The sequence below is a fragment of the Streptomyces sp. NPDC014623 genome, assembly GCF_043088245.1.
In the GTDB taxonomy this organism is placed as follows: Bacteria; Actinomycetota; Actinomycetes; order Streptomycetales; family Streptomycetaceae; genus Streptomyces.
In genome coordinates this window covers 335,028-355,550 of record NZ_JBIBZU010000003.1, presented here as the reverse complement: position 1 = coordinate 355,550, position 20,523 = coordinate 335,028, and the positions used below count along the sequence as shown (strand labels likewise).

The window sequence follows — 20,523 nt, the reverse complement described above, 5'->3', positions numbered from 1 at the left end:
GGTCTAGTGCGCGGCCGTCTCCCAGTCCTTACCGACACCGACCGAGACGTCCAGCGGCGCACGGAGCTCGACCGCCGTGGACATCTCGCGGCGCAGGATCTCCTCGACCTGCTCCCGCTCGCCCTTCGCGATCTCCAGGACGATTTCGTCGTGGACCTGGAGCAGCATCCGCGACGTCAGCTCCGCCTCCGTCAGCGCCCGGTCCACATGCAGCATCGCGACCTTCACGATGTCGGCGGCCGTGCCCTGAATCGGCGCGTTGAGTGCCATCCGCTCGGCGGCCTCACGCCGCTGGCGGTTGTCGCTGTTCAGGTCCGGGAGGTAGCGGCGGCGGCCGAGGATCGTCTCCGTGTACCCGGTGGCCCTGGCTTCCTCCACGACCCGGTGCAGGTAGTCGCGCACCCCGCCGAACCGCAGGAAGTAGGTGTCCATCAGCCCGCGTGCCTCACCGGCGTCGATGTTCAGCTGCTGGGACAGACCGAACGCGGAGAGCCCGTAGGCCAGCCCGTACGACATCGCCTTGATCTTGCGGCGCATCTCCGCGTCGACGGCCGACTTGTCGACGCCGAACACCTGCGAGGCGACCGTCGTGTGCAGGTCCTCCCCGGAGGTGAACGCCTCGATCAGACCGGCGTCCTCGGAGAGGTGGGCCATCACCCGCAGTTCGATCTGGCTGTAGTCGGCCGTCATCAGCGTCTCGAAACCCTCACCGACGACGAAGCCCCGGCGGATCGCCCGCCCCTCGTCCGTGCGGACGGGGATGTTCTGCAGGTTGGGGTCGGTCGAGGAGAGCCGGCCCGTCGCCGCGACCGTCTGGTTGAACGTGGTGTGGATACGGCCGTCCGCACCGATCGTCTTGACCAGCCCCTCGACCGTGACCCGCAGCTTCGCCTGCTCCCGGTGGCGCAGCATGATGACCGGCAGCTCGTGCTCGGTCTGCGCGGCCAGCCAGGCCAGCGCGTCCGCGTCGGTCGTGTAGCCCGTCTTCGTCTTCTTCGTCTTCGGCAGGGCCAGCTCACCGAAGAGCACTTCCTGGAGCTGCTTGGGCGAGCCGAGGTTGAACTCACGGCCCACCGCGGCGTGCGCCTCCTTCACCGCCTGCTGCACCGCGCCGGCGAACTGCTGCTCCATGCCCTCCAGGTGCGCCCGGTCGGCCGCGATGCCGTGCCGCTCCAGCCGGGCCAGCATGATCGACGTGGGCAGCTCCATGTCGTGCAGCAGCCCGGTGGCACCGACCTCCTTCAGGCGCACCGTGAAGGCGTCCCCGAGGTCCAGCACCGCACGGGCCTGCGCCATCAGGGCGTCGGCCTCCGCGCGGTCGTCCGCGCCGAAGGCCAGCTGCCCGTCGGAGGCGGGGGCCGGGGCCAGCTCACGGCCGAGATACTCCACGGCCAGTGCGTCCAGGGCGAAGGAACGGCGGCCCGGCTTGACGAGATACGCGGCGAGCGCGGTGTCCATGGTGATGCCGTCCAGCCGCCAGCCCTGCTCGGGGAGGACCCGCAGGGCGTTCTTGGCGTTGTGCAGGACCTTGGGCCGGGCGGGGTCGGCGAGCCAGGCGGCGAGGGCCTGCTCGTCGGCCTCGTCGAGCTCGGCCGGGTCCAGCCAGGCCGCGGCCCCGCCGGCGGCGGCGAGCGCGATCTCGGTGACCGTGCCGGCGCCCAGCGACCAGGTGTCGACGGTCATCATCCCGAGCGGCTGCCCGCCGTGGGCCTCCAGCCACGGGGCGACCTCACCCGGCCCCAGCACCGCACCGTCCAGCTCGACACCGGCCGCGGGCGCCGGCGGACCGGCCTCCTCGGCGCCCGGGTCGACGGCGAGCAGCCGCTCGCGCAGACTCGGGTTACGGATCTCCAGGACGTCCAGCACACCGGTGACCGCCGTGCGGTCGTACGGAGCACGCTCGAGCTCGGCCGGGCCCTTCGGCAGCTCCACGTCACGGACCATCTCGGTCAGCACACGGTTCATCTTCACCGCGTCCAGGTGGTCCCGGAAATTCTGCCCGGCCTTGCCCTTGACCTCGTCGGCCCGCTCGACCAGCTCCGCGAACGAACCGAACTGGTTGATCCACTTCGCCGCCGTCTTCTCCCCCACGCCGGGGATGCCCGGAAGGTTGTCCGACGGGTCACCGCGCAGCGCCGCGAAGTCCGGATACTGCGAAGGCGTGAGCCCGTACTTCTCCTGGACCTTCTCCGGGGTGAAGCGCGTCAGCTCCGACACGCCCTTCGTCGGGTAGAGCACCGTCACGTTGTCCGTGATCAACTGGAACGAGTCCCGGTCGCCCGTGACGATCAGCACCTCGAAGCCCGCCGCCTCGGCCTGCGTGGCCAGCGTCGCGATCACGTCGTCCGCCTCGAAACCGTCCACCGCGAACCGGTCCGCGCGCATCGCGTCCAGAAGCTCGCCGATGAGCTCGACCTGCCCCTTGAACTCGTCGGGGGTCTTGGAGCGGTTCGCCTTGTACTCCGGGAACTCCTGCGCACGCCACGTCTTGCGGGACACGTCGAACGCCACCGCGAAATGCGTGGGCGCCTCGTCGCGCAACGTGTTCGCCAGCATCGACATGAAGCCGTACACGGCGTTCGTCGGCTGCCCCGTCGCCGTCGTGAAATTCTCCGCGGGCAGGGCGAAGAACGCCCGGTACGCCAGGGAGTGCCCGTCCATCAGGAGCAGGCGCGGTCGGTTGTCTGCCGTCTTCTTCGATGCCGTCTCAGCCACGCCCCCGATCCTGCCACGGACCACTGACAATCCGGACCGGCCGAGGCCCGCCCCGCGGGAGTCTCCGGTACCGGTCTTCCCGCCCCCTCCCTCCCTCGGCCCCCCGGCACCCGTGCATGGCAGGATCAAAGGACTGTGAAGGCGCAGGAAGAAGCGACAGGACGCCACGACACGCACGGACGCGACACGCGCCCGCGCGCCCGGAGGCGGCCGAAAGCCCGAAGGGGAGCACCATGGCCACCAAGCCCCCGACCGGTGACCCGGTCCAGGACGCGCCGCGGATCGACGCGGTCCGGCACGCCGCCGCCGGACTGCCCGCCGTCGCCCACACCCTGCGCGTCGCCCAGCAGCAGATGGGCGTGCGGCGCACCGCGCAGACCCTCCTCAAGGTCAACCAGAAGGACGGCTTCGACTGCCCCGGCTGCGCATGGCCCGAGGGCGGCAAGCGCCACACGGCCGAATTCTGCGAGAACGGCGCCAAGGCCGTCGCCGAGGAGGCGACCCTGCGCCGCGTCACCCCCGGCTTCTTCGCCGCCCACCCCGTCGCCGACCTGGCCACCCGCAGCGGCTACTGGCTCGGCCAGCAGGGACGCATCACGCACCCCGTGTACCTGCCCGAGGGCGCCGACCGGTACGAGGCCGTGACCTGGGAGCGCGCCTTCGAGATCATCGCCGAGGAACTGGCCGCGCTCTCCTCCCCCGACCAGGCGCTCTTCTACACCTCCGGCCGCACCAGCAACGAGGCGGCGTTCCTCCTCCAGCTCTTCGCCCGCGAGTTCGGCACCAACAACCTGCCCGACTGCTCCAACATGTGCCACGAGTCATCCGGCTCGGCCCTCACCGAGACCATCGGGATCGGCAAGGGCAGCGTCAGCCTCGACGACCTCCACCAGGCCGACCTGATCATCGTCGCGGGACAGAACCCCGGCACCAACCACCCCCGGATGCTCTCCGCCCTCGAACAGGCCAAGGCCTCCGGGGCGAAGATCATCTCGGTGAACCCGCTGCCCGAGGCCGGCCTCGAACGCTTCAAGAACCCCCAGACCGCCCGGGGCATGCTCAAGGGCGCCGCCCTCACCGATCTCTTCCTCCAGATCCGCATCGGCGGCGACCAGGCGCTCTTCCGCCTCCTGAACAAAATGATCATCGAGACCGACGGAGCCGTCGACACCGGCTTCATCGCCGAACACACGCACGGCTACGAGGAGTTCGCCCAGGCCGCCCGCGCCGCCGACTGGGACGGGACCCTCACCGCCACCGGCCTCGACCGCGACGCCATCGAACAGGCGCTCGCCATGATCCTCGCGTCGGAACGCACCATCGTCTGCTGGGCCATGGGCCTCACCCAGCACAAGCACTCCGTGCCGACCATCCGCGAAGTGGTCAACCTCCTCCTCCTGCGCGGCAACATCGGCCGCCCCGGCGCCGGCGTGTGCCCCGTCCGCGGACACTCCAACGTCCAGGGCGACCGCACCATGGGCATCTTCGAACGGCCCTCCACGGCCTTCCTCGACGCCCTCGACCAGGAATTCGGCATCACCTCGCCCCGGCACCACGGCTACGACGTCGTACGGTCCATCCAGGCACTCCGCGACGGCGACGCCAAGGTCTTCTTCGCCATGGGCGGCAACTTCGTCGGCGCCACCCCCGACACCGCCGTCACCGAGGCGGCCATGCGCCGGGCGCGCCTCACCGTCCACGTCTCGACCAAGCTCAACCGCTCGCACGCCGTCACCGGCACCCGCGCCCTGATCCTGCCCGCCCTCGGCCGTACCGACAAGGACACCCAGGCCGGCGGGAAGCAGTTCGTCACCGTCGAGGACTCCATGGGCATGGTCCACGCCTCACGCGGCAACCTCACCCCCGCGAGCCCCCACCTGCTCTCCGAACCCGCGATCGTCGCCCGCCTGGCCCGCGCCGTCCTCGGTCCCGCCTCCACCACCCCGTGGGAGGACTTCGAGAAGGACTACGGCACGATCCGCGACCGCATCTCCCGCGTCGTCCCGGGCTTCGAGGACTTCAACGCCCGCGTCGCACGGCCCGGCGGATTCGCCCTCCCCCACGCCCCCCGCGACGAACGCCGCTTCCCCACCGCCACGGGAAAGGCCAACTTCACCGCCGCACCGGTCGAGTACCCCGAACTCCCCGAGGGCCGGCTGCTGCTGCAGACCCTGCGCTCCCACGACCAGTACAACACCACGATCTACGGTCTCGACGACCGCTACCGCGGCATCAAGGGCGGCCGCCGCATCGTCATGGTCAACCCCGAGGACGCCCGCGCCCTCGGCCTCGCCGACGGCTCCTACACCGACCTCGTCAGCGAGTGGAAGGACGGCGTCGAGCGCCGCGCCCCCGGCTTCCGCGTCGTGCACTACCCCACCGCCCGCGGCTGCGCCGCCGCGTACTACCCGGAGACCAACGTGCTCGTCCCCCTGGACGCCACCGCCGACACCAGCAACACCCCGGCCAGCAAATCGGTCGTGGTCCGGTTCGAGACGGCCTGACCGCCCACACCCCTAAGCGCACGCTCAGCCGTCTGGTAAGAACAGGGCAGACAGCAGCGACCGCACACGATCGGAGCCGGACCCCATGGGCGAGCACACCGCACCCACGTTCCCCCAGGAGATCATCGACGAGTACGCGGCGCTCGGCGTCGACCTCCCCGCCCTCTTCTCCGCCGGCCACCTCGGTGAGCGCATGGGCGTCAGGATCGTCGAAGCCTCCGCCGAACGCGTCGTGGGCACCATGCCCGTCGAGGGCAACACCCAGCCCTACGGACTGCTCCACGGCGGCGCCTCGGCCGTCCTCGCCGAGACCCTCGGCTCCGTCGGCAGCATGCTCCACGGCGGTGCCACCAAGATCGCCGTAGGCGTCGACCTGAACTGCACCCACCACCGCGGCGCCCGCAGCGGCCTCGTCACGGGCACCGCCACCCCCGTCCACCGCGGCCGCTCCACCGCCACGTACGAGATCGTCATCACCGACGAGCACGACAAACGTGTCTGCACCGCCCGCCTCACCTGCCTGCTCCGCGACGCCCCCGGCCCCACCGCGGGCTGACCCTCCCCGCCCCTCCCCGAGCCCTCTGCCCGGTCCGGAAAGCTCACCGCGTTCCGGACCGGGCAGACCCATGTCCGAGGCGATCGCGGGCAGTCGGCGGACACGCGGGGTCAACACCCTTGACCGCCCCACCCGTCCCGTGAGCCACTTCAGCCATCCCACCACTCCGCGGCATAGCACACACAACCCACACATGTAACACTGCGTAATATATGCGCAATACATGAAAAACCTCGTGCGCCCGCCCTCGCACAGTCGGCAGGCCGCCCCCCGTGCCCCTTACGCCCCGAGCCACGCGACAGCACCAAGATCACCCCAAGCCCCTTAGCAGAGCTGCGCGTTCTCACCATGCGGTCATTCCACCGCCCGGGCAAAAGCCGCACACCTTCACACCGCGGCCAACAAGCCTTCCCCATGGCATAACAAGACAGTCACATCATCACCTCACCCATCCCGCACCCCCCGGCCTGCCCTTAGAGTCACGGCCAGTCACCGCGCCGCCGGGCGTATCTGCTGCACGGCCCTGTACCACCCAGTACAGCCCGGCGTAGTCACGGCACCTCATGCAGAGGAGGCCGCGCCAGGGAAAGGACCTTTCGTGCGACACCGTTCTTTGATCATCCTCACCACAGTGCTCACCACCGGTGCACTCACACTCACCGCCTGCGGGTCGCGCGACGACAACAGCAAGGGCGACAGCGACAGCGGCGGCGGCAAGACCACCGTCGTCATCGGCGTCGACGCCCCGCTGACCGGATCCCTCTCCGCACTCGGCCAGGGAATCAAGAACTCCGTGGACCTCGCGGCCAGGACCGCGAACAAGAACAACGAGGTCCCCGGCATCGAATTCAAGATCGAAGCCCTCGACGACCAGGCCGTCCCCGCCTCCGGACAGGCCAACGCCACCAAACTCGTCGGCAACAAGGAAGTCCTCGGAGCCGTCGGCCCCCTGAACTCCGGCGTCGCCCAGTCCATGCAGGGCGTCTTCGAGAAGGCCAACCTCACCCAGGTCTCCCCCGCCAACACCAACCCCGCCCTCAGCCAGGGCGACAACTGGGGCAAGGGCGACTCCAAGCGCGTCTTCAAGACCTACTTCCGCACCTGCGCCACCGACGTCGTCCAGGGCAAGTTCGCCGCCCAGTACCTCTTCAACAAGGCCAAGAAGAAGCAGGTCTTCGTCGTCGACGACAAGCAGACCTACGGCGCCGGCCTCGCAGCCATCTTCTCCGCCGAGTTCAAGCGCCTCGGCGGCAAGGTCGTCGGCACCGACCACGTCACCGTGAAGGAGACCGACTTCTCCAGCACCGCCGACAAGGTCAAGAGCTCCGGCGCCGACTCCGTCTACTACGGCGGCCAGTACCCCGAAGGCGGCCTGCTCTCCGACCAGATCAAGAAGACCGGCGCCAAGATCCCCACCATGGGCGGTGACGGCATCTACGACCCCGCCTTCATCAGCGCCTCCGGCGAAGCCAACGACGGCGACTTCGCCACCTCCGTCGGCTACCCCGTCGAAGCCCTCCCGACCGCCAAGCAGTTCATCACGGACTACAACGCAGTCGGCTACAAGGACCCGTTCGCAGCCTACGGCGGCTACTCCTACGACGCCGGATGGGCCATCATCCAGGCCGTCAAGGCCGTCGTCGCCGACAACGACGGCAAGCTCCCCGAAGACGCCCGCGCCCAGGTCACCGAAGCCATGGCCAAGGTCTCCTTCGACGGCGTGACCGGCAAGGTCTCCTTCGACGAGTTCGGCGACACCACCAACAAGCAGCTCACCGTCTACGAGGTCCAGAAGGGCACCTGGAAGGACGTCGAGAGCGCCACGTTCGAAGACTGACCACCCAGCACACCCCCAGCACACGCTCCTGACCGCGCGAGGGTGCAAACAGCACCCTCGCGCGGTGTCATATCCGACAAGCTCATCGGAGGCACTGCGGTGAACGAACTGCCGCAACAGCTGGCCAACGGTCTCGCACTCGGCGCGCTCTATGGCCTCATAGCCATCGGGTACACCATGGTGTACGGCATCGTCCAGCTCATCAATTTCGCCCACGGCGAGATATTCATGATCGGGGGCTTCGGCGCCCTCACCACCTACCTGGCACTCCCCAGCGGAACCTCGCTCATGGTGGTCATACCCCTCATGATCATCGGCGGCGCCATCGCCTCCGTCGCCGTGGCCACCGCCGCGGAACGCTTCGCCTACCGCCCCCTGCGAGGCGCCCCCCGCCTGGCACCGCTCATCACCGCGATCGGCCTCTCGATCGTCCTCCAGCAGCTTGTGTGGGGCTTCTACCCCGAAGCGAAGAAGCCGCGCAGCTTCCCCGAATTCCAGGGCGAGTCGTTCAAGATCTTCGACAACCTCTACCTCCAGCGCGCAGACGCCTTCATCCTCGTCCTCGCCCCCCTGTGCATGCTCGCCCTCGGCCTCTTCGTCGCCAAGAGCCGCAGCGGCCGCGCCATGCAGGCCACCGCACAGGACCCCGACACCGCCAAACTCATGGGCATCAACACCGACCGCATCATCGTGATGGCCTTCGCCATCGGAGCCGCGTTCGCCGCCGTCGCCTCCGTCGCCTACGGACTCGACAAGGGGCAGATCAACTTCGAGATGGGCTTCATCCTCGGCCTCAAGGCATTCACCGCCGCAGTGCTCGGCGGCATCGGCAACATCTACGGAGCCATGGTCGGCGGAGTCGTCCTCGGCCTCGCCGAAGCCCTCTCCATCGCCTACATCGAAGAAATACCCGGCATGCAACAGCTCGGCGGCGGCGCCTGGGCCAACGTCTGGGCATTCGTACTTCTCATCGTCGTCCTCCTCGTCAGGCCACAAGGCCTGCTCGGCGAGCGCGTCGCGGATCGGGCGTGAGAGCCATGACAACCGACACCACCAAAACCGCCGTCACCACCCCGGCCGGCACCAGCTCCCGGACCACCACCCTGCGAGGGGCCACCGCCCTCGGCGGCCTCGCCACCATCGCCAGCACCTTCCTGTCCTGGACCTACACCGACGAGTTCCCCGGCGACCTCACCGTCTACGGCTACCCCGGCGGCCTCCAGGTCCTCACCCTCGTCGCAGGTGTCCTCGTACTCCTGTACGCACTCGCCGCCCTCGACATCCGCGGCCTCCGCTGGCTCGCCCCCACCGGCACCACCAAAGCCCTCCAGTTCCTGGCCCTCGGCGCCTTCGGCACCACCTGGTTCACCGTCGTAGCCATCGCCGTCGAACTCGGCGGCATCGTCAACCTCGAACCCGGCGGCTTCGTCGCAGCGGTCACCTCGGCCGTCCCCCTCCTCACCTTCCTCCTCCCCGACGACACCCGCACAGCGCCCCGCCCCAAGAACCTCCCCTCCTGGGCCGAGATCCTCATCATCGTCGCCGCCTTCGGCATCGGCCTCTTCGTCGTCACCTACGGCATCGACACCGAGTACGCCGAACTCTTCACCGGCTACATGATCACCGCGGGTTTCGCCGTCGCCGCCCTCTTCAAATCCGGCCTCATGGCCCGGCTCTCGGCACTCACCACCACACACCGCTCCATCGCCGTAGCCGCCGCATTCGTCGCCGCCGCAGCATTCCCCTTCACCCAGAGCACCGACCAGTACACCCTCATCGCGGTCAACATCCTCATCTTCGCGACCGTCGCACTCGGGCTGAACATCGTCGTCGGCCTCGCCGGACTCCTCGACCTCGGATACGTCGCCTTCCTCGGCGTCGGCGCCTACACCGCCGCCCTCGTGTCGGGCACCACCGCATCCGCCTTCGACATCCAGTTCCCCTTCTGGGCCTCCGTCCTCACCGGCGCCGCCGTCTCCCTCATCTTCGGCGTCGTCATCGGAGCACCCACCCTCCGCCTCCGCGGCGACTACCTCGCCATCGTCACCCTCGGCTTCGGCGAGATCTTCCGCATCACCGTCGGCAACCTCGACGGCGTATCCGGACCCCAGATCACCAACGGCCCCAACGGCGTACCCAACATCCCCGACCTCGTCTTCTTCGGATACGACTTCGGCGAATCCCACACCGTCCTGGGGATCGAACTCGGCGGATACGCCAACTACTACCTGCTCATGCTCCTCGCGATGATCCTCGTGGTCCTCGTCTTCAGCCGCGCAGGCAGCTCCCGCATCGGCCGCGCCTGGGTCGCCATCCGCGAGGACGAGACCGCCGCCACCGCCATGGGCATCAACGGCTTCCGCGTCAAACTCATCGCCTTCGCCCTCGGCGCCACCCTCGCCGGCCTCGCCGGCACCGTCCAGGCACACGTACAGAGCACCGTCGTCCCCGAGATGTACGTCTTCGCCGGCCCCGTACCGCCCAACTCCGCCTTCCTCCTCGCCGCGGTCATCCTCGGCGGCATGGGAACCATCAGCGGACCCCTCATCGGCGCCACACTCCTCTACATGATCCCCGCGAAGCTGCAGTTCCTCCAGGACTACCAGCTCCTCGGCTTCGGCCTCGCACTCATCCTCCTGATGCGCTTCCGTCCCGAAGGCCTCATCGCCAACAGGCGGGCCCGGCTCGAATACCACGAGACCGGCCAACTCGACACACCCGAGGGCACCTTGCCCGACTCCGGCGTCGGCACCGTGAAGGCGGGGGCGTGAACGACATGACGACCACCACCAACGAGACCGCTCCGGTCCTGAACGCCTCCGGCGTCACCATGCGCTTCGGCGGCCTCACCGCCGTACGTGACGTCGGCCTCACCGTCAACGCCGGCGAGATCGTCGGCCTCATCGGCCCCAACGGTGCAGGCAAGACCACCTTCTTCAACTGCCTCACCGGCCTCTACATCCCCACCGAAGGCAAGGTCCGCTACAAAGGCACCGTCCTGCCCCCCAAGCCCCACCTCGTCACCCAGGCAGGCATCGCCCGCACCTTCCAGAACATCCGCCTCTTCGCCAACATGACCGTCCTGGAGAACGTCCTCGTCGGACGCCACACCAGGACCAAGGAAGGACTCTGGTCCGCACTCCTGCGCGGCCCCGGGTTCAAGAAGGCCGAAGCCGCCTCCCACACACGCGCCATGGAACTCCTCGAGTTCATCGGCCTGCAGGACAAGGCCGACCACCTCGCACGCAACCTCCCCTACGGAGACCAGCGCAAGCTGGAGATCGCACGCGCCCTCGCCAGCGACCCCGGCCTCCTCCTCCTGGACGAGCCCACCGCCGGCATGAACCCGCAGGAAACCCGCGTCACCGAAGAACTCATCTTCGCCATACGCGACATGGGCATCGCCGTACTCGTCATCGAGCACGACATGCGCTTCATCTTCAACCTCTGCGACCGCGTCGCCTGCCTCGTACAAGGCGAGAAACTCGTCGAAGGCACACCCGCCGTCGTCCAGAGCGACGAACGCGTCGTCGCCGCCTACCTCGGCACGCCCTTCGAGACCGACACCCCCAAGAAGGCCGACAACGCCGAGCGCACCACCAGCACAGAAGGGGAAGCCCAGTGACCGCACTGCTCGAGGTCGAAGACCTCAGGGTCGCCTACGGCAAGATCGAAGCCGTCAAGGGAATCTCCTTCACCGTCGAAGCCGGCCAGGTCGTCACCCTCATCGGCACCAACGGCGCGGGCAAGACCACCACCCTGCGCACACTCTCCGGCCTCCTCAAGCCCTCCGGAGGCCGCATCCTCTTCGACGGGAAGCCCCTCGCCGGCGTCCCCGCCCACAAGATCGTGGCACTGGGCCTCGCCCACTCCCCCGAGGGCCGCCACATCTTCCCCCGCCTCACCATCACGGAGAACCTCCAGCTCGGCGCCTTCCTCCGCACCGACAAAGCAGGCATCGAGAAGGACGTCCAGCGCGCCTACGACCTCTTCCCCATCCTCGGGGAACGCCGGAAGCAGGCCGCCGGAACCCTCTCCGGAGGCGAGCAGCAGATGCTCGCCATGGGACGCGCACTCATGTCCCAGCCCAAGCTGCTCATGCTCGACGAACCCTCCATGGGCCTCTCGCCGATCATGATGCAGAAGATCATGGAGACCATCGTCGAACTCAAGGCGGCGGGCACCACGATCCTGCTCGTCGAGCAGAACGCCCAGGCGGCCCTCTCCCTCGCGGACCAGGGCCACGTCATGGAGGTCGGCAAGGTCGTCCTCTCCGGCACCGGCGCCGACCTCCTCCACGACGAGTCGGTCCGCAAGGCCTACCTCGGCGAGGACTGAACACCCCGCGACACGGGAAGGGCCCGCTCCCCGGACGTCCGGGGAGCGGGCCCTTCCCGTACACACAGACGGACCTACTCGGCCGCCTTCTTCTTCTCCTCGGCGTCCTCGATCAACGCCTCCGCCAGCTGCTGCATCGACATACGGCGGTCCATCGACGTCTTCTGGATCCAGCGGAACGCCGCCGGCTCGGAGAGCCCGTAATCCGTCTGCAGGATGCTCTTCGCCCGGTCCACCAGCTTCCGCGTCTCCAGCCGCTGCGAAAGATCCGCGATCTCGCTCTCCAGCGCCTTCAGCTCCGCGAACCGGGACACCGCCATCTCGATGGCAGGCACCACGTCGCTCTTGCTGAACGGCTTCACCAGGTACGCCATCGCCCCGGCGTCCCGGGCCCGCTCGACCAGATCCCGCTGCGAGAACGCGGTGAGCATCAGCACGGGGGCGATGGACTCCTCCGTGATCTTCTCGGCGGCGGAGATCCCGTCCAGGACCGGCATCTTCACGTCGAGAATGACCAGGTCCGGCCGGTGCTCCCGGGCCAGCTCGACGGCCTGCTGCCCGTCCCCGGCCTCACCGACGACCGAGTAGCCCTCTTCCTCCAGCATCTCTTTGAGGTCGAGGCGGATGAGCGCCTCGTCCTCGGCGATGACGACGCGGGTCGTCAGCGGCGGGACGTGCGACTTGTCGTCGTCGGCGGCGTCTACGGGCTGGGGCGACTCGGGCGTGGTCACGGGGCTCCTCGGTATGGGGCAGGAACTGCTGCGGAGCAGCCTACCTACCTGCCACACCTCGTGGTCACCAGGTACACTGCTGACCGGATAGCAAGCCGGGTTGGCGCAATTGGCTGACGCGGAGGTCTCAAACACCTCTGCCCGAAAGGGCATGTGGGTTCGAATCCCATACCCGGCACACATCACCAGATGCGGATGCTCACGTTCTCGTGAACATCCACATTCTGCTACGCATCGCATCATGACATCACACAGAGTGGTGGCATGATCTTCCACGGAATGACAGTTCGCCAAAAGGCGCTGGACCTACTCGATTCCGGCGCCAATGGCGCGGATGTCGCCCGCCGGTTGAATGTGCCGCGCGGCACGGTTTCCTACTGGCTGCACATGGAGCGCTCCAAGCGGAACACCTGCCCTGGCACCAGGACCCCTTCTTGCCACCGGTGCGACGGCGTCGGGCTCGCCGGAGCCGACTACGTCTATCTCCTCGGCCTTTACCTGGGGGATGGCCACATCAGCCAGCCCGCTCAGCACCGGGTGTCGAGCATGATGATCACACTGGACGACTGCTGGCCGGGCATCCAGGACGAAGCAGAGGCGGCAATCCACAAAGTGTTCCCGGACAACGCCACATGCCGGGTCCGTAAACCCGGCTGCCATAACATCAAGGTCTACTCGAAGCACCTTCTCTGCCTGTTCCCCCAACATGGCCCACGCAGGAAACACGAACGTGAGATCGCGTTGGAGGCCTGGCAACAAGAACTCGTCGACGCGAACCCTTGGCCATTCGTCCGTGGACTCGTCCATTCCGACGGTTGCCGCATCATCAACTGGACCACTCGCATGGTCGGCGGCGTCCGCAAGCGGTACGAATACCCGCGGTACTGGTTCACGAATGTCTCCGACGACATCCGGCAGCTCTACACCGACACCCTGGACAAGCTCGGCATCGAGTGGACCCACTGCACCCGCGCGGGCAAGGGGTACAACATCTCCGTAGCCCGACGGGCGTCCGTGGCCCTCATGGACGCTCACGTCGGGCCGAAGTACTGACGACCGTTACTCCGGGCTGTCGTCCTCGCCGATGTGGTGCACCCGTACCAGGTTCGTGGAGCCGGCGACTCCCGGCGGGGAGCCGGCCGTGATGACCACGATGTCGCCCTTCCGGCAGCGGCCGATCCGCAGCAGTTCCTCGTCCACCTGCGCCACCATCGCGTCCGTCGAGTTCACGTGCGGCCCGAGGAACGTTTCGACGCCCCAGGTCAGGTTCAGCTGCGCCCGGGTGGCCGGGTCAGGGGTGAAGGCGAGGAGCGGGATCGGGGAGCGGTAGCGGGAGAGGCGTTTGACGGTGTCGCCGCTCTGGGTGAAGGCCACCAGGAATTTGGCGCCGAGGAAGTCGCCCATCTCGGCTGCCGCGCGGGCGACCGCGCCGCCCTGGGTGCGGGGCTTGTTGCGGTCGGTGAGGGACGGGAGGCCCTTGGCGAGGATGTCTTCCTCGGCCGCCTCGACGATGCGTGCCATGGTGCGGACGGTCTCGACGGGGTATTTGCCGACGCTGGTCTCGCCGGAGAGCATCACGGCGTCCGTGCCGTCGATGACGGCGTTGGCGACGTCGGAGGCTTCGGCGCGGGTGGGGCGTGAGTTGTCGATCATCGAGTCGAGCATCTGGGTGGCGACGATGACCGGCTTGGCGTTGCGTTTGGCGAGTTTGATGGCGCGTTTCTGGACGATCGGGACTTGTTCCAGGGGCATTTCGACGCCGAGGTCGCCGCGGGCGACCATGATGCCGTCGAAGGCGGCGACGATGTCGTCGATGTTGTCGACGGCTTGGGGCTTCTCGACCTTGGCGATGACGGGGAGGCGGCGGTTCTCCTCGTCCATGATGCGGTGGACGTCGTCGATGTCGCGTCCGGTGCGTACGAAGGAGAGGGCGATGATGTCGGTGCCGGTGCGCAGGGCCCACCGGAGGTCTTCGATGTCTTTCTCGGAGAGCGCGGGGACGGAGACGGCGACGCCGGGGAGGTTGAGTCCCTTGTGGTCGGAGACCATGCCGCCTTCGATGACGGTGGTGTGGACGCGGGGTCCGTCGACTTCGGTGACTTCGAGGGTGACGCGGCCGTCGTCGATGAGGATGCGTTCGCCGGTGGTGACGTCGGCGGCGAGGCCGTCGTAGGTGGTGCCGCAGGTGGTGCGGTCGCCTTCCATGGGTTCGACGGTGATGGTGAAGTCGTCGCCGCGTTCAAGGAGTACGGGGCCTTCGGCGAAGCGGCCGAGGCGGATCTTCGGGCCTTGAAGGTCGGCGAGGATTCCTACGCTGCGACCGGTTTCCTCGGATGCTTTGCGTACGTGGTGGTAGCGCTCTTCGTGTTCGGCGTAGGTGCCGTGGCTGAGGTTGAGGCGGGCGATGTCCATTCCCGCTTCGACGAGTGCCTTGATCTGCTTGTATGTGTCGGTTGCGGGTCCCAGAGTACAGACGATTTTTGCTCGGCGCATGGTTCGAGCCTAGACCTTACCTGCGGGTAGGTAATTGTCTCCGCGTGACTGCCCAACGGCCTTTGCGTGAAAGGTTATTGACAACTGTTGAATTGTGCGGCGGGGTGCTCCGATGAGCACCTTCGGGCGCGCCCGGCGGGTGGGTGCGGCTGCGGGGTGGTGGGGCCGGTCACCGGATCGCAACCTGTCGGGGGTGTTGCGCGGTGTGGCGCCTGGGCCAGAATCTACGCGCGTTGTTCGCTCGAACGAGGAGTCAAGGATGCCGTTGAACCGTAGGACGTTTCTGGGCCGTTCGACTGTCGCCGGTGCGGGTGCGGCCCTGGTGGGAGGGGTCGGTGCGGGGGCCGCGGCGGCCTCGGAGCCGAGGGGGCGCGGCCACGGGCGGCCGCCGGGACGGTACTCGTTCACGGTGATGGGGACGACGGATCTGCACGGCAATGTCTTCAACTGGGACTACTTCACGGATCAGGAGTTCGACGACAAGGCGCACAACGATGTCGGGCTGGCGAAGATCTCGACGTTGGTGGAGCAGATCCGTGAGGACCGGGGTCGCCGGAACACGTTGCTGATCGATGCGGGTGACACGATCCAGGGCACCCAGTTGTCGTATTACTACGCGAAGGTCGATCCGATCACGGCGAAGCGCGGTCCGGTGCATCCGATGGCGCAGGCGATGAACAAGATCGGCTATGACGCGGCGGCACTGGGGAACCATGAGTTCAATTACGGCATTCCGGTGTTGCGGAAGTTCGAGGAGCAGTGTGATTTCCCGCTGCTGGGTGCGAACGCGCTGGACGCGAAGACGCTGCGGCCGGCGTTCGTCCCGTATGTGATCAAGCGGATGCGTACGCCGTACGGTCGTGATGTGCGGGTGGCGGTGCTGGGGTTGACGAATCCTGGTATCGCGATCTGGGACAAGGCGAACGTGGGCGGGAAGATGGTGTTCCCGGGCCTTGAGGAGCAGGCGGCGAAGTGGGTACCGAAGCTTCGTTCGATGGGTGCGGATGTGGTGATCGTCTCCGCGCATTCGGGTTCGTCGGGTACGTCGTCGTACGGGGATCAGCTGCCGTACGTCGAGAACGCGGCGGGTCTGGTGGCGGAGCAGGTGCCGGGCATCGACGCGATTCTGGTGGGTCACGCGCACTCGGAGATTCCCGAGTATTTCGTGACGAACAAGGAGACGGGGAAGCAGGTCGTTCTCTCGGAGCCGTTGAAGTGGGGGCAGCGGCTGACGCTGTTCGATTTCGATCTGGTGTGGGAGAGGGGCCGCTGGGTGGTCGAGAAGGTCGGTGCTTCGGTGCTGAACTCGAACACGGTGGAGGAGGATCCGCGGATCACGTCGTTGCTCGGGGACGAGCACACGAAGGTGGTGGCATATGTGAACCAGGTGATCGGTACGTCGGTGGCGGCGATGTCGACGGCTGAGGCGCCGTGGAAGGACGAGCCGGTCATCGATCTGATCAATCTGGTGCAGGCGGAGACGGTGAAGGAGGCACTGGCCGGGAGTGAGTACGCGGCGTTGCCGGTGCTGTCGCAGGCGGCGTGTTTCTCGCGTACGGCGGCGATTCCTGCGGGTGAGGTGACGATCAGGGATGCTGCGGGGCTGTATCCGTTCGAGAATACGTTGGAGGCGCGGCTCCTGACGGGCGCGCAGCTGAAGGACTATCTGGAGTATTCGGCGCGGTATTACGTGCGGACGGCGGCCGGGGCTCCGGTGGACACGTCGAAGTTGACGAATGCGGAGAACATTCCGGATTACAACTATGACGTGGTGTCGGGTGTGACGTACGACGTGGATGTCGCGAAGCCGGTGGGTTCGCGGATCGTGGGGTTGTCGTTCGAGGGTGCGCCGGTGGATCCGGCGGCGGAGTTCGTGTTCGCGGTGAACAACTACCGGGCGAGTGGCGGCGGTAACTTCCCGCACGTGCCTGGGGCGAAGCAGTTGTGGGCGAATTCGGATGAGATTCGGAACACGATCATCGGGTGGGTTCAGGCGAAGGGTTCGGTGGATCCGGCGGAGTTCGCTTCGGTGGACTGGCGTCTGACGCGGGATGGCGTGCCGGTGTTCTGACCGGCGGGTGTGTTCCGGCGCGTCGTGGCGGCCGTTCTCCTGGTGGAGGGCGGCCGCCTTCGTGTGGTCAGTGGTCTTGTGTGAGGGGTGTGGGCGAGCTGCTCTGCGCGGGGAGGGCGGGGGTGGGACGGGGGGTGAGGCCGAAGGTGGTGAAGGCGGTGCGTTGCGGGAGGGGGTAGGGGGTGGTGCCGGTGACGTTGTTGAGGATGGTGGCGCTGCGCCAGGCGGCGAGTCCGAGGTCGGGGGCGCCGACTCCGTGGGTGTGGCGTTCGGCGTTCTGTACGTAGATGTTGCCGGTGAGGGCGGGGTCGAGGTCGAGGCGGAAGTCGGTGTGGATGCGGGGGCGTCCTCGGGTGTCGCGGCGGATGTGGGGGGCGATGCCGGTGAGGAGGGTGTCGAGGGGGCGTTCGCGGTAGCCGGTGGCGAGGACGACGGCGTCGGTGGTGAGGCGGCTTCGGGTGGCTTGTTGGGTGTGTTCGAGGTGGAGTTCGATGCGGGTGCCGGGGCCGGAGAGACGGCCTGCGGTGCGGACGTTGACTCCGGGGGTGAGGGTGGCGTCGGGCCAGCCTCCGTGGAGGGTGCGCCGGTAGAGCTCGTCGTGGATGGCGGCGATGGTGTCGGTGTCGATGCCTTTGTGGAGTTGCCATTGCTGGGGGACGAGGGCGTCGCGTACGTGTTCGGGGAGTGCGTGGAAGTAGTGGGTGTAGTCGGGGGTGAAGTGCTCCAGGCCGAGTTTTGAGTACTCCATGGGTGCGAAGGCCTGGGTGCGGGCGAGCCAGTGGATTCTTTCGACACCGAGGGGACGGGCCCGGAGGAGGTCGAGGAAGATTTCGGCGCCTGACTGGCCGGAGCCGATGACGGTGATGTGGTCGGCTCGGAGGAGTTCTTCGCGGTGGTGGAGGTAGTCGGCGGAGTGGATGACGGGAGTACCGGGTGCTTCGGCGAGGGGGCGCAGGGGTTCGGGGATGAAGGGTGCGGTGCCCACGCCGAGGGCGATGTGGTGGGTGCGGGTGCGGCCGGTTGCGGTGGCTTCGCCGTCGGGGGTGAGTTGGGTGTGGTCGACTTCGAAGAGGGAGTGGCCGGTGTCCCAGCGGATGGCGTCGACTCTGTGGTTGAAGTGGATGGTGGGGAGTTGTTCGCTGACCCAGCGGCAGTAGGCGTCGTATTCGGCGCGGTGGATGTGGAACTGCTCGGCGAAGTAGAAGGGGTAGAGGCGGTCGCGGGTGCGGAGGTAGTTGAGGAAGGTCCAGGGGCTGGTGGGGTCGGCGAGGGTGGTGAGGTCGGCGAGGAAGGGGACTTGGAGGGTGGCGCCGTCGATGAGGAGGCCGGGGTGCCAGTGGAAGGCGGGGCGTTGTTCGTAGAAGGCGGTGGTGAGGGGGTGGGTGCCGGGGGTGGTGGGGATGCCCTGGGCGAGGGCGGCGAGGGAGAGGTTGAAGGGGCCGAGGCCGATGCCGATGAGGTCGTGGGTCCGGTCGCCTTCGGGGGTGGTCCGGTCGGTCATCGGGAGGTGCTGCCTTCCATGGTGGCGTTGTCGTGGGCGTGGGTGACGAGGGTGAGGAGCTGTTGGAGGTCGTCGGGGGTGGTGTGGGGGTTGAGGAGGGTGGCTTTGAACCAGAGGCGGTTGTCGGCCCGGGCGCGGCCGAGTACGGCGTGTCCTTGGTCGAGGAGGGTGCGGCGGGTGGTGGCGAGGGTGGTGTCGTCGGTGTGGGTGGGGCGGAAGAGGACGGTGGTGATGGTGGGGCGGTCGTAGAGCTCGAGTCCGGGATCGTTGTCGATGAGGTCGGCGAGGTGGTGGGCGGTGTTGATGGTGCGGTCGATGAGGTCGGCGAGTCCGTCACGGCCGAGTGCTTGGAGGGTGACGGCGATTTTGAGGGCGTCGGGCCGGCGGGTGGTGCGGAGGGAGCGGCCGAGGAGGTCGGGGAGGCCGGCGTCGGTGTCGTCGTCCGCGTTGAGGTAGGGGGCGTGGTGGTGGAGGGGGGTGAGGTCGTGGTGGCTGGGGACGGCGAGGATGCCGGCGGATGCGGGTTGCCAGCCGAGTTTGTGCAGGTCGAGGGTGACGCTGTGGGCGCGGTGGAGGCTGCGCAGGGCGTGGCGGTGGGTGGGGCTGAAGAGGAGGGGGCCGCCGTAGGCGGCGTCGATGTGGAGTTCGGCGTGGTGGGTGGTGGTGAGGTCGGCGATGTCGGTGAGGGGGTCGATCTGGCCGGTGTCGGTGGTGCCCGCGGTGGCGGTGACGAGGAGGGGGCCGTGGTGGCGGGTGAGGGCGTCGTGGAGTGCGGTGGGGTCCATGACGCCGGTGGGGGCGGGGATGACGACGGGTCGGGGGAGGCCGAGGAGCCAGGCGGCCCGGGTGATGCTGTGGTGGGCGTTGGCGGCGCAGATGGTTTGTACGGGGCCGTGGCGTTCGCGGGCGAGGAGCAGGGCGAGTTGGTTGGATTCGGTGCCGCCGGTGGTGATGAGGGCGTCGGGGTGGGGGGTGTGGGGGTAGATCTCGGCGGCGAGTGCGGTGGTGAGGGCGGCTTCGAGGGCGGAGGCGGCGGGGGCTTGGTCCCAGGAGTCCATGGAGGGGTTGAGGGCTGAGGCGGCGAGGTCGGCGGCGGCGGCGAGTGCGAGGGGCGGGGTGTGGAGGTGGGCGGTGCAGTGGGGGTGTGCGGGGTCGGCGGCGCCTTCGGTGAGTGCGGTGACGAGGGTGCGGAGGGCGTGGTGGGCGCCGGTGCCGTGGTTCGGGATGAGGGGGCCGGTGGTGCGGTGGAGGTTGTGTGTGACGGTGCCGGGGCCGCCGGCGGGGAGGGGGCCGTTGCGTCGGGTGGCGCCGTCGTGGAGTGCGGTGAGGACGGTGTCGATGAGGGGGCGCAGGTGGGCAGGGCCTGCGGCGCCTCCGGCGAGGGGCGGGGTGGGCATGGGTGGTGTGGTCCTTCGGGTGCGCGGGGGCGGTGGTGCCAGCCTGTCCGGGTTGCGGAGGGGGCGGCCGAAGAGCCCAACGATCTGAACCCGAAAGGGGTACTGCGGTTCGGTGCGGGGGTGTCGGCGGCTGTGGGGCTGGTATAGGAATTCGCTGTTCGCACGACTGTGCCCGGCCCTTCTCGGTGAGGGGCCGGGCACGGTGGCGGGGTGGGTGGGTGGGTGGGTGCGCCGGGGCCGGGACTGCGTCGTGGCGCTGGGTGTTCCGGTGGTCAGGGCGTTCGCGTGATGGCGGGGGTGTGTTCCTGGGTCGTCGGTCGTGGTGCTGCGGAGCGGGAGTGCCCTGGGTCATCGGCCGTGGTGCTGCGGCGCGGGCACGG

General features: G+C 68.1%; 14 protein-coding genes and 1 tRNA gene. 10 read left to right on the top strand and 5 right to left on the bottom strand.

Going from position 1 to position 20,523, the window contains the following annotated elements:
* Positions 1–3: 3 nt before the first annotated feature.
* On the bottom strand, positions 4–2,715 hold the full coding sequence (gene polA, locus ACF1FZ_RS07945) for a DNA polymerase I (protein ID WP_391772499.1): 2,712 nt from the start codon (positions 2,713–2,715) through the stop codon (positions 4–6).
* Positions 2,716–2,948: 233 nt separating this feature from the next.
* Here polA and ACF1FZ_RS07940 point away from each other — a divergent pair, with 233 nt between their 5' ends.
* The 7 genes from ACF1FZ_RS07940 to ACF1FZ_RS07910 all read left to right on the top strand — a co-directional run bounded on the left by ACF1FZ_RS07940 (position 2,949) and on the right by ACF1FZ_RS07910 (position 11,950).
* The gene (locus tag ACF1FZ_RS07940) at positions 2,949–5,219 is read left to right on the top strand and encodes an FdhF/YdeP family oxidoreductase (RefSeq protein ID WP_391772498.1); all 2,271 of its coding nucleotides are present in this window, start codon (positions 2,949–2,951) and stop codon (positions 5,217–5,219) included.
* Between the two features lie 85 nt (positions 5,220–5,304).
* Positions 5,305–5,775, top strand: coding sequence for a PaaI family thioesterase (locus tag ACF1FZ_RS07935; protein WP_391772497.1), 471 nt, complete (start codon positions 5,305–5,307; stop codon positions 5,773–5,775).
* 598 nt (positions 5,776–6,373) lie between these two features.
* The gene (locus tag ACF1FZ_RS07930) at positions 6,374–7,612 is read left to right on the top strand and encodes a branched-chain amino acid ABC transporter substrate-binding protein (RefSeq protein ID WP_391772496.1); all 1,239 of its coding nucleotides are present in this window, start codon (positions 6,374–6,376) and stop codon (positions 7,610–7,612) included.
* Between the two features lie 99 nt (positions 7,613–7,711).
* On the top strand, positions 7,712–8,644 hold the full coding sequence (locus ACF1FZ_RS07925; protein ID WP_391772495.1) for a branched-chain amino acid ABC transporter permease: 933 nt from the start codon (positions 7,712–7,714) through the stop codon (positions 8,642–8,644).
* 5 nt (positions 8,645–8,649) lie between these two features.
* Entirely contained in the window at positions 8,650–10,383 is a 1,734-nt protein-coding gene (locus ACF1FZ_RS07920; RefSeq protein ID WP_391772614.1) for a branched-chain amino acid ABC transporter permease, read from the top strand.
* 5 nt (positions 10,384–10,388) lie between these two features.
* Positions 10,389–11,237 carry an ABC transporter ATP-binding protein gene (locus ACF1FZ_RS07915; RefSeq protein WP_391772613.1) on the top strand — a complete coding sequence of 283 codons (849 nt, stop codon included), beginning with the start codon at positions 10,389–10,391 and terminating at the stop codon, positions 11,235–11,237.
* Complete coding sequence (locus ACF1FZ_RS07910) at positions 11,234–11,950, top strand: ABC transporter ATP-binding protein (RefSeq protein WP_391772494.1); 717 nt, start codon at positions 11,234–11,236, stop codon at positions 11,948–11,950. The genes ACF1FZ_RS07915 and ACF1FZ_RS07910 overlap by 4 nt, the downstream gene beginning before the upstream one ends.
* Before the next feature lie 74 nt (positions 11,951–12,024).
* Here the strand turns inward: ACF1FZ_RS07910 and ACF1FZ_RS07905 are convergent, their stop codons facing one another.
* Positions 12,025–12,681: an ANTAR domain-containing response regulator gene (locus ACF1FZ_RS07905; RefSeq protein WP_014156831.1), complete on the bottom strand. Its 657-nt coding sequence runs from the start codon at positions 12,679–12,681 to the stop codon at positions 12,025–12,027.
* 94 nt (positions 12,682–12,775) lie between these two features.
* Here ACF1FZ_RS07905 and ACF1FZ_RS07900 point away from each other — a divergent pair.
* Positions 12,776–12,859, top strand: a tRNA-Leu gene (locus ACF1FZ_RS07900).
* An 86-nt stretch (positions 12,860–12,945) separates the two neighbouring features.
* Entirely contained in the window at positions 12,946–13,734 is a 789-nt protein-coding gene (locus tag ACF1FZ_RS07895) for a helix-turn-helix domain-containing protein (RefSeq protein ID WP_391772493.1), read from the top strand.
* A 6-nt stretch (positions 13,735–13,740) separates the two neighbouring features.
* On the opposite strand, the gene pyk is transcribed toward ACF1FZ_RS07895, so the two are convergent.
* A complete protein-coding gene (pyk, locus tag ACF1FZ_RS07890) occupies positions 13,741–15,174 on the bottom strand; it encodes a pyruvate kinase (protein WP_391772492.1) in 1,434 nt (477 codons plus the stop codon).
* Positions 15,175–15,433: 259 nt separating this feature from the next.
* On the opposite strand from pyk, the gene ACF1FZ_RS07885 reads away from it, so the two are divergent.
* Positions 15,434–17,245: a bifunctional metallophosphatase/5'-nucleotidase gene (locus ACF1FZ_RS07885; protein WP_391772491.1), complete on the top strand. Its 1,812-nt coding sequence runs from the start codon at positions 15,434–15,436 to the stop codon at positions 17,243–17,245.
* 67 nt (positions 17,246–17,312) lie between these two features.
* On the opposite strand, the gene ACF1FZ_RS07880 is transcribed toward ACF1FZ_RS07885, so the two are convergent.
* Together ACF1FZ_RS07880 and ACF1FZ_RS07875 are read right to left on the bottom strand one after the other, a co-directional pair.
* The gene (locus tag ACF1FZ_RS07880; protein WP_391772490.1) at positions 17,313–18,746 is read right to left on the bottom strand and encodes a lysine N(6)-hydroxylase/L-ornithine N(5)-oxygenase family protein; all 1,434 of its coding nucleotides are present in this window, start codon (positions 18,744–18,746) and stop codon (positions 17,313–17,315) included.
* A complete protein-coding gene (locus ACF1FZ_RS07875) occupies positions 18,743–20,143 on the bottom strand; it encodes a pyridoxal phosphate-dependent decarboxylase family protein (RefSeq protein ID WP_391772489.1) in 1,401 nt (466 codons plus the stop codon). The genes ACF1FZ_RS07880 and ACF1FZ_RS07875 overlap by 4 nt, the downstream gene beginning before the upstream one ends.
* Between the last annotated feature and the right edge of the window lie 380 nt (positions 20,144–20,523).

Excerpts from the sequence above, each read along its gene's own strand:
- ACF1FZ_RS07940 (WP_391772498.1), top strand. The coding sequence starts at position 2,949 with ATGGCCACCAAGCCCCCGACCGGTGACCCGGTCCAGGACGCGCCGCGG.
- ACF1FZ_RS07935 (WP_391772497.1), top strand. The coding sequence starts at position 5,305 with ATGGGCGAGCACACCGCACCCACGTTCCCCCAGGAGATCATCGACGAG.
- ACF1FZ_RS07920 (WP_391772614.1), top strand. The coding sequence starts at position 8,650 with ATGACAACCGACACCACCAAAACCGCCGTCACCACCCCGGCCGGCACC.
- ACF1FZ_RS07915 (WP_391772613.1), top strand. The coding sequence starts at position 10,389 with ATGACGACCACCACCAACGAGACCGCTCCGGTCCTGAACGCCTCCGGC.
- ACF1FZ_RS07895 (WP_391772493.1), top strand. The coding sequence starts at position 12,946 with ATGATCTTCCACGGAATGACAGTTCGCCAAAAGGCGCTGGACCTACTC.
- pyk (WP_391772492.1), bottom strand. The coding sequence starts at position 15,174 with ATGCGCCGAGCAAAAATCGTCTGTACTCTGGGACCCGCAACCGACACA.
- ACF1FZ_RS07885 (WP_391772491.1), top strand. The coding sequence starts at position 15,434 with ATGCCGTTGAACCGTAGGACGTTTCTGGGCCGTTCGACTGTCGCCGGT.
- ACF1FZ_RS07880 (WP_391772490.1), bottom strand. The coding sequence starts at position 18,746 with ATGACCGACCGGACCACCCCCGAAGGCGACCGGACCCACGACCTCATC.
- ACF1FZ_RS07875 (WP_391772489.1), bottom strand. The coding sequence starts at position 20,143 with ATGCCCACCCCGCCCCTCGCCGGAGGCGCCGCAGGCCCTGCCCACCTG.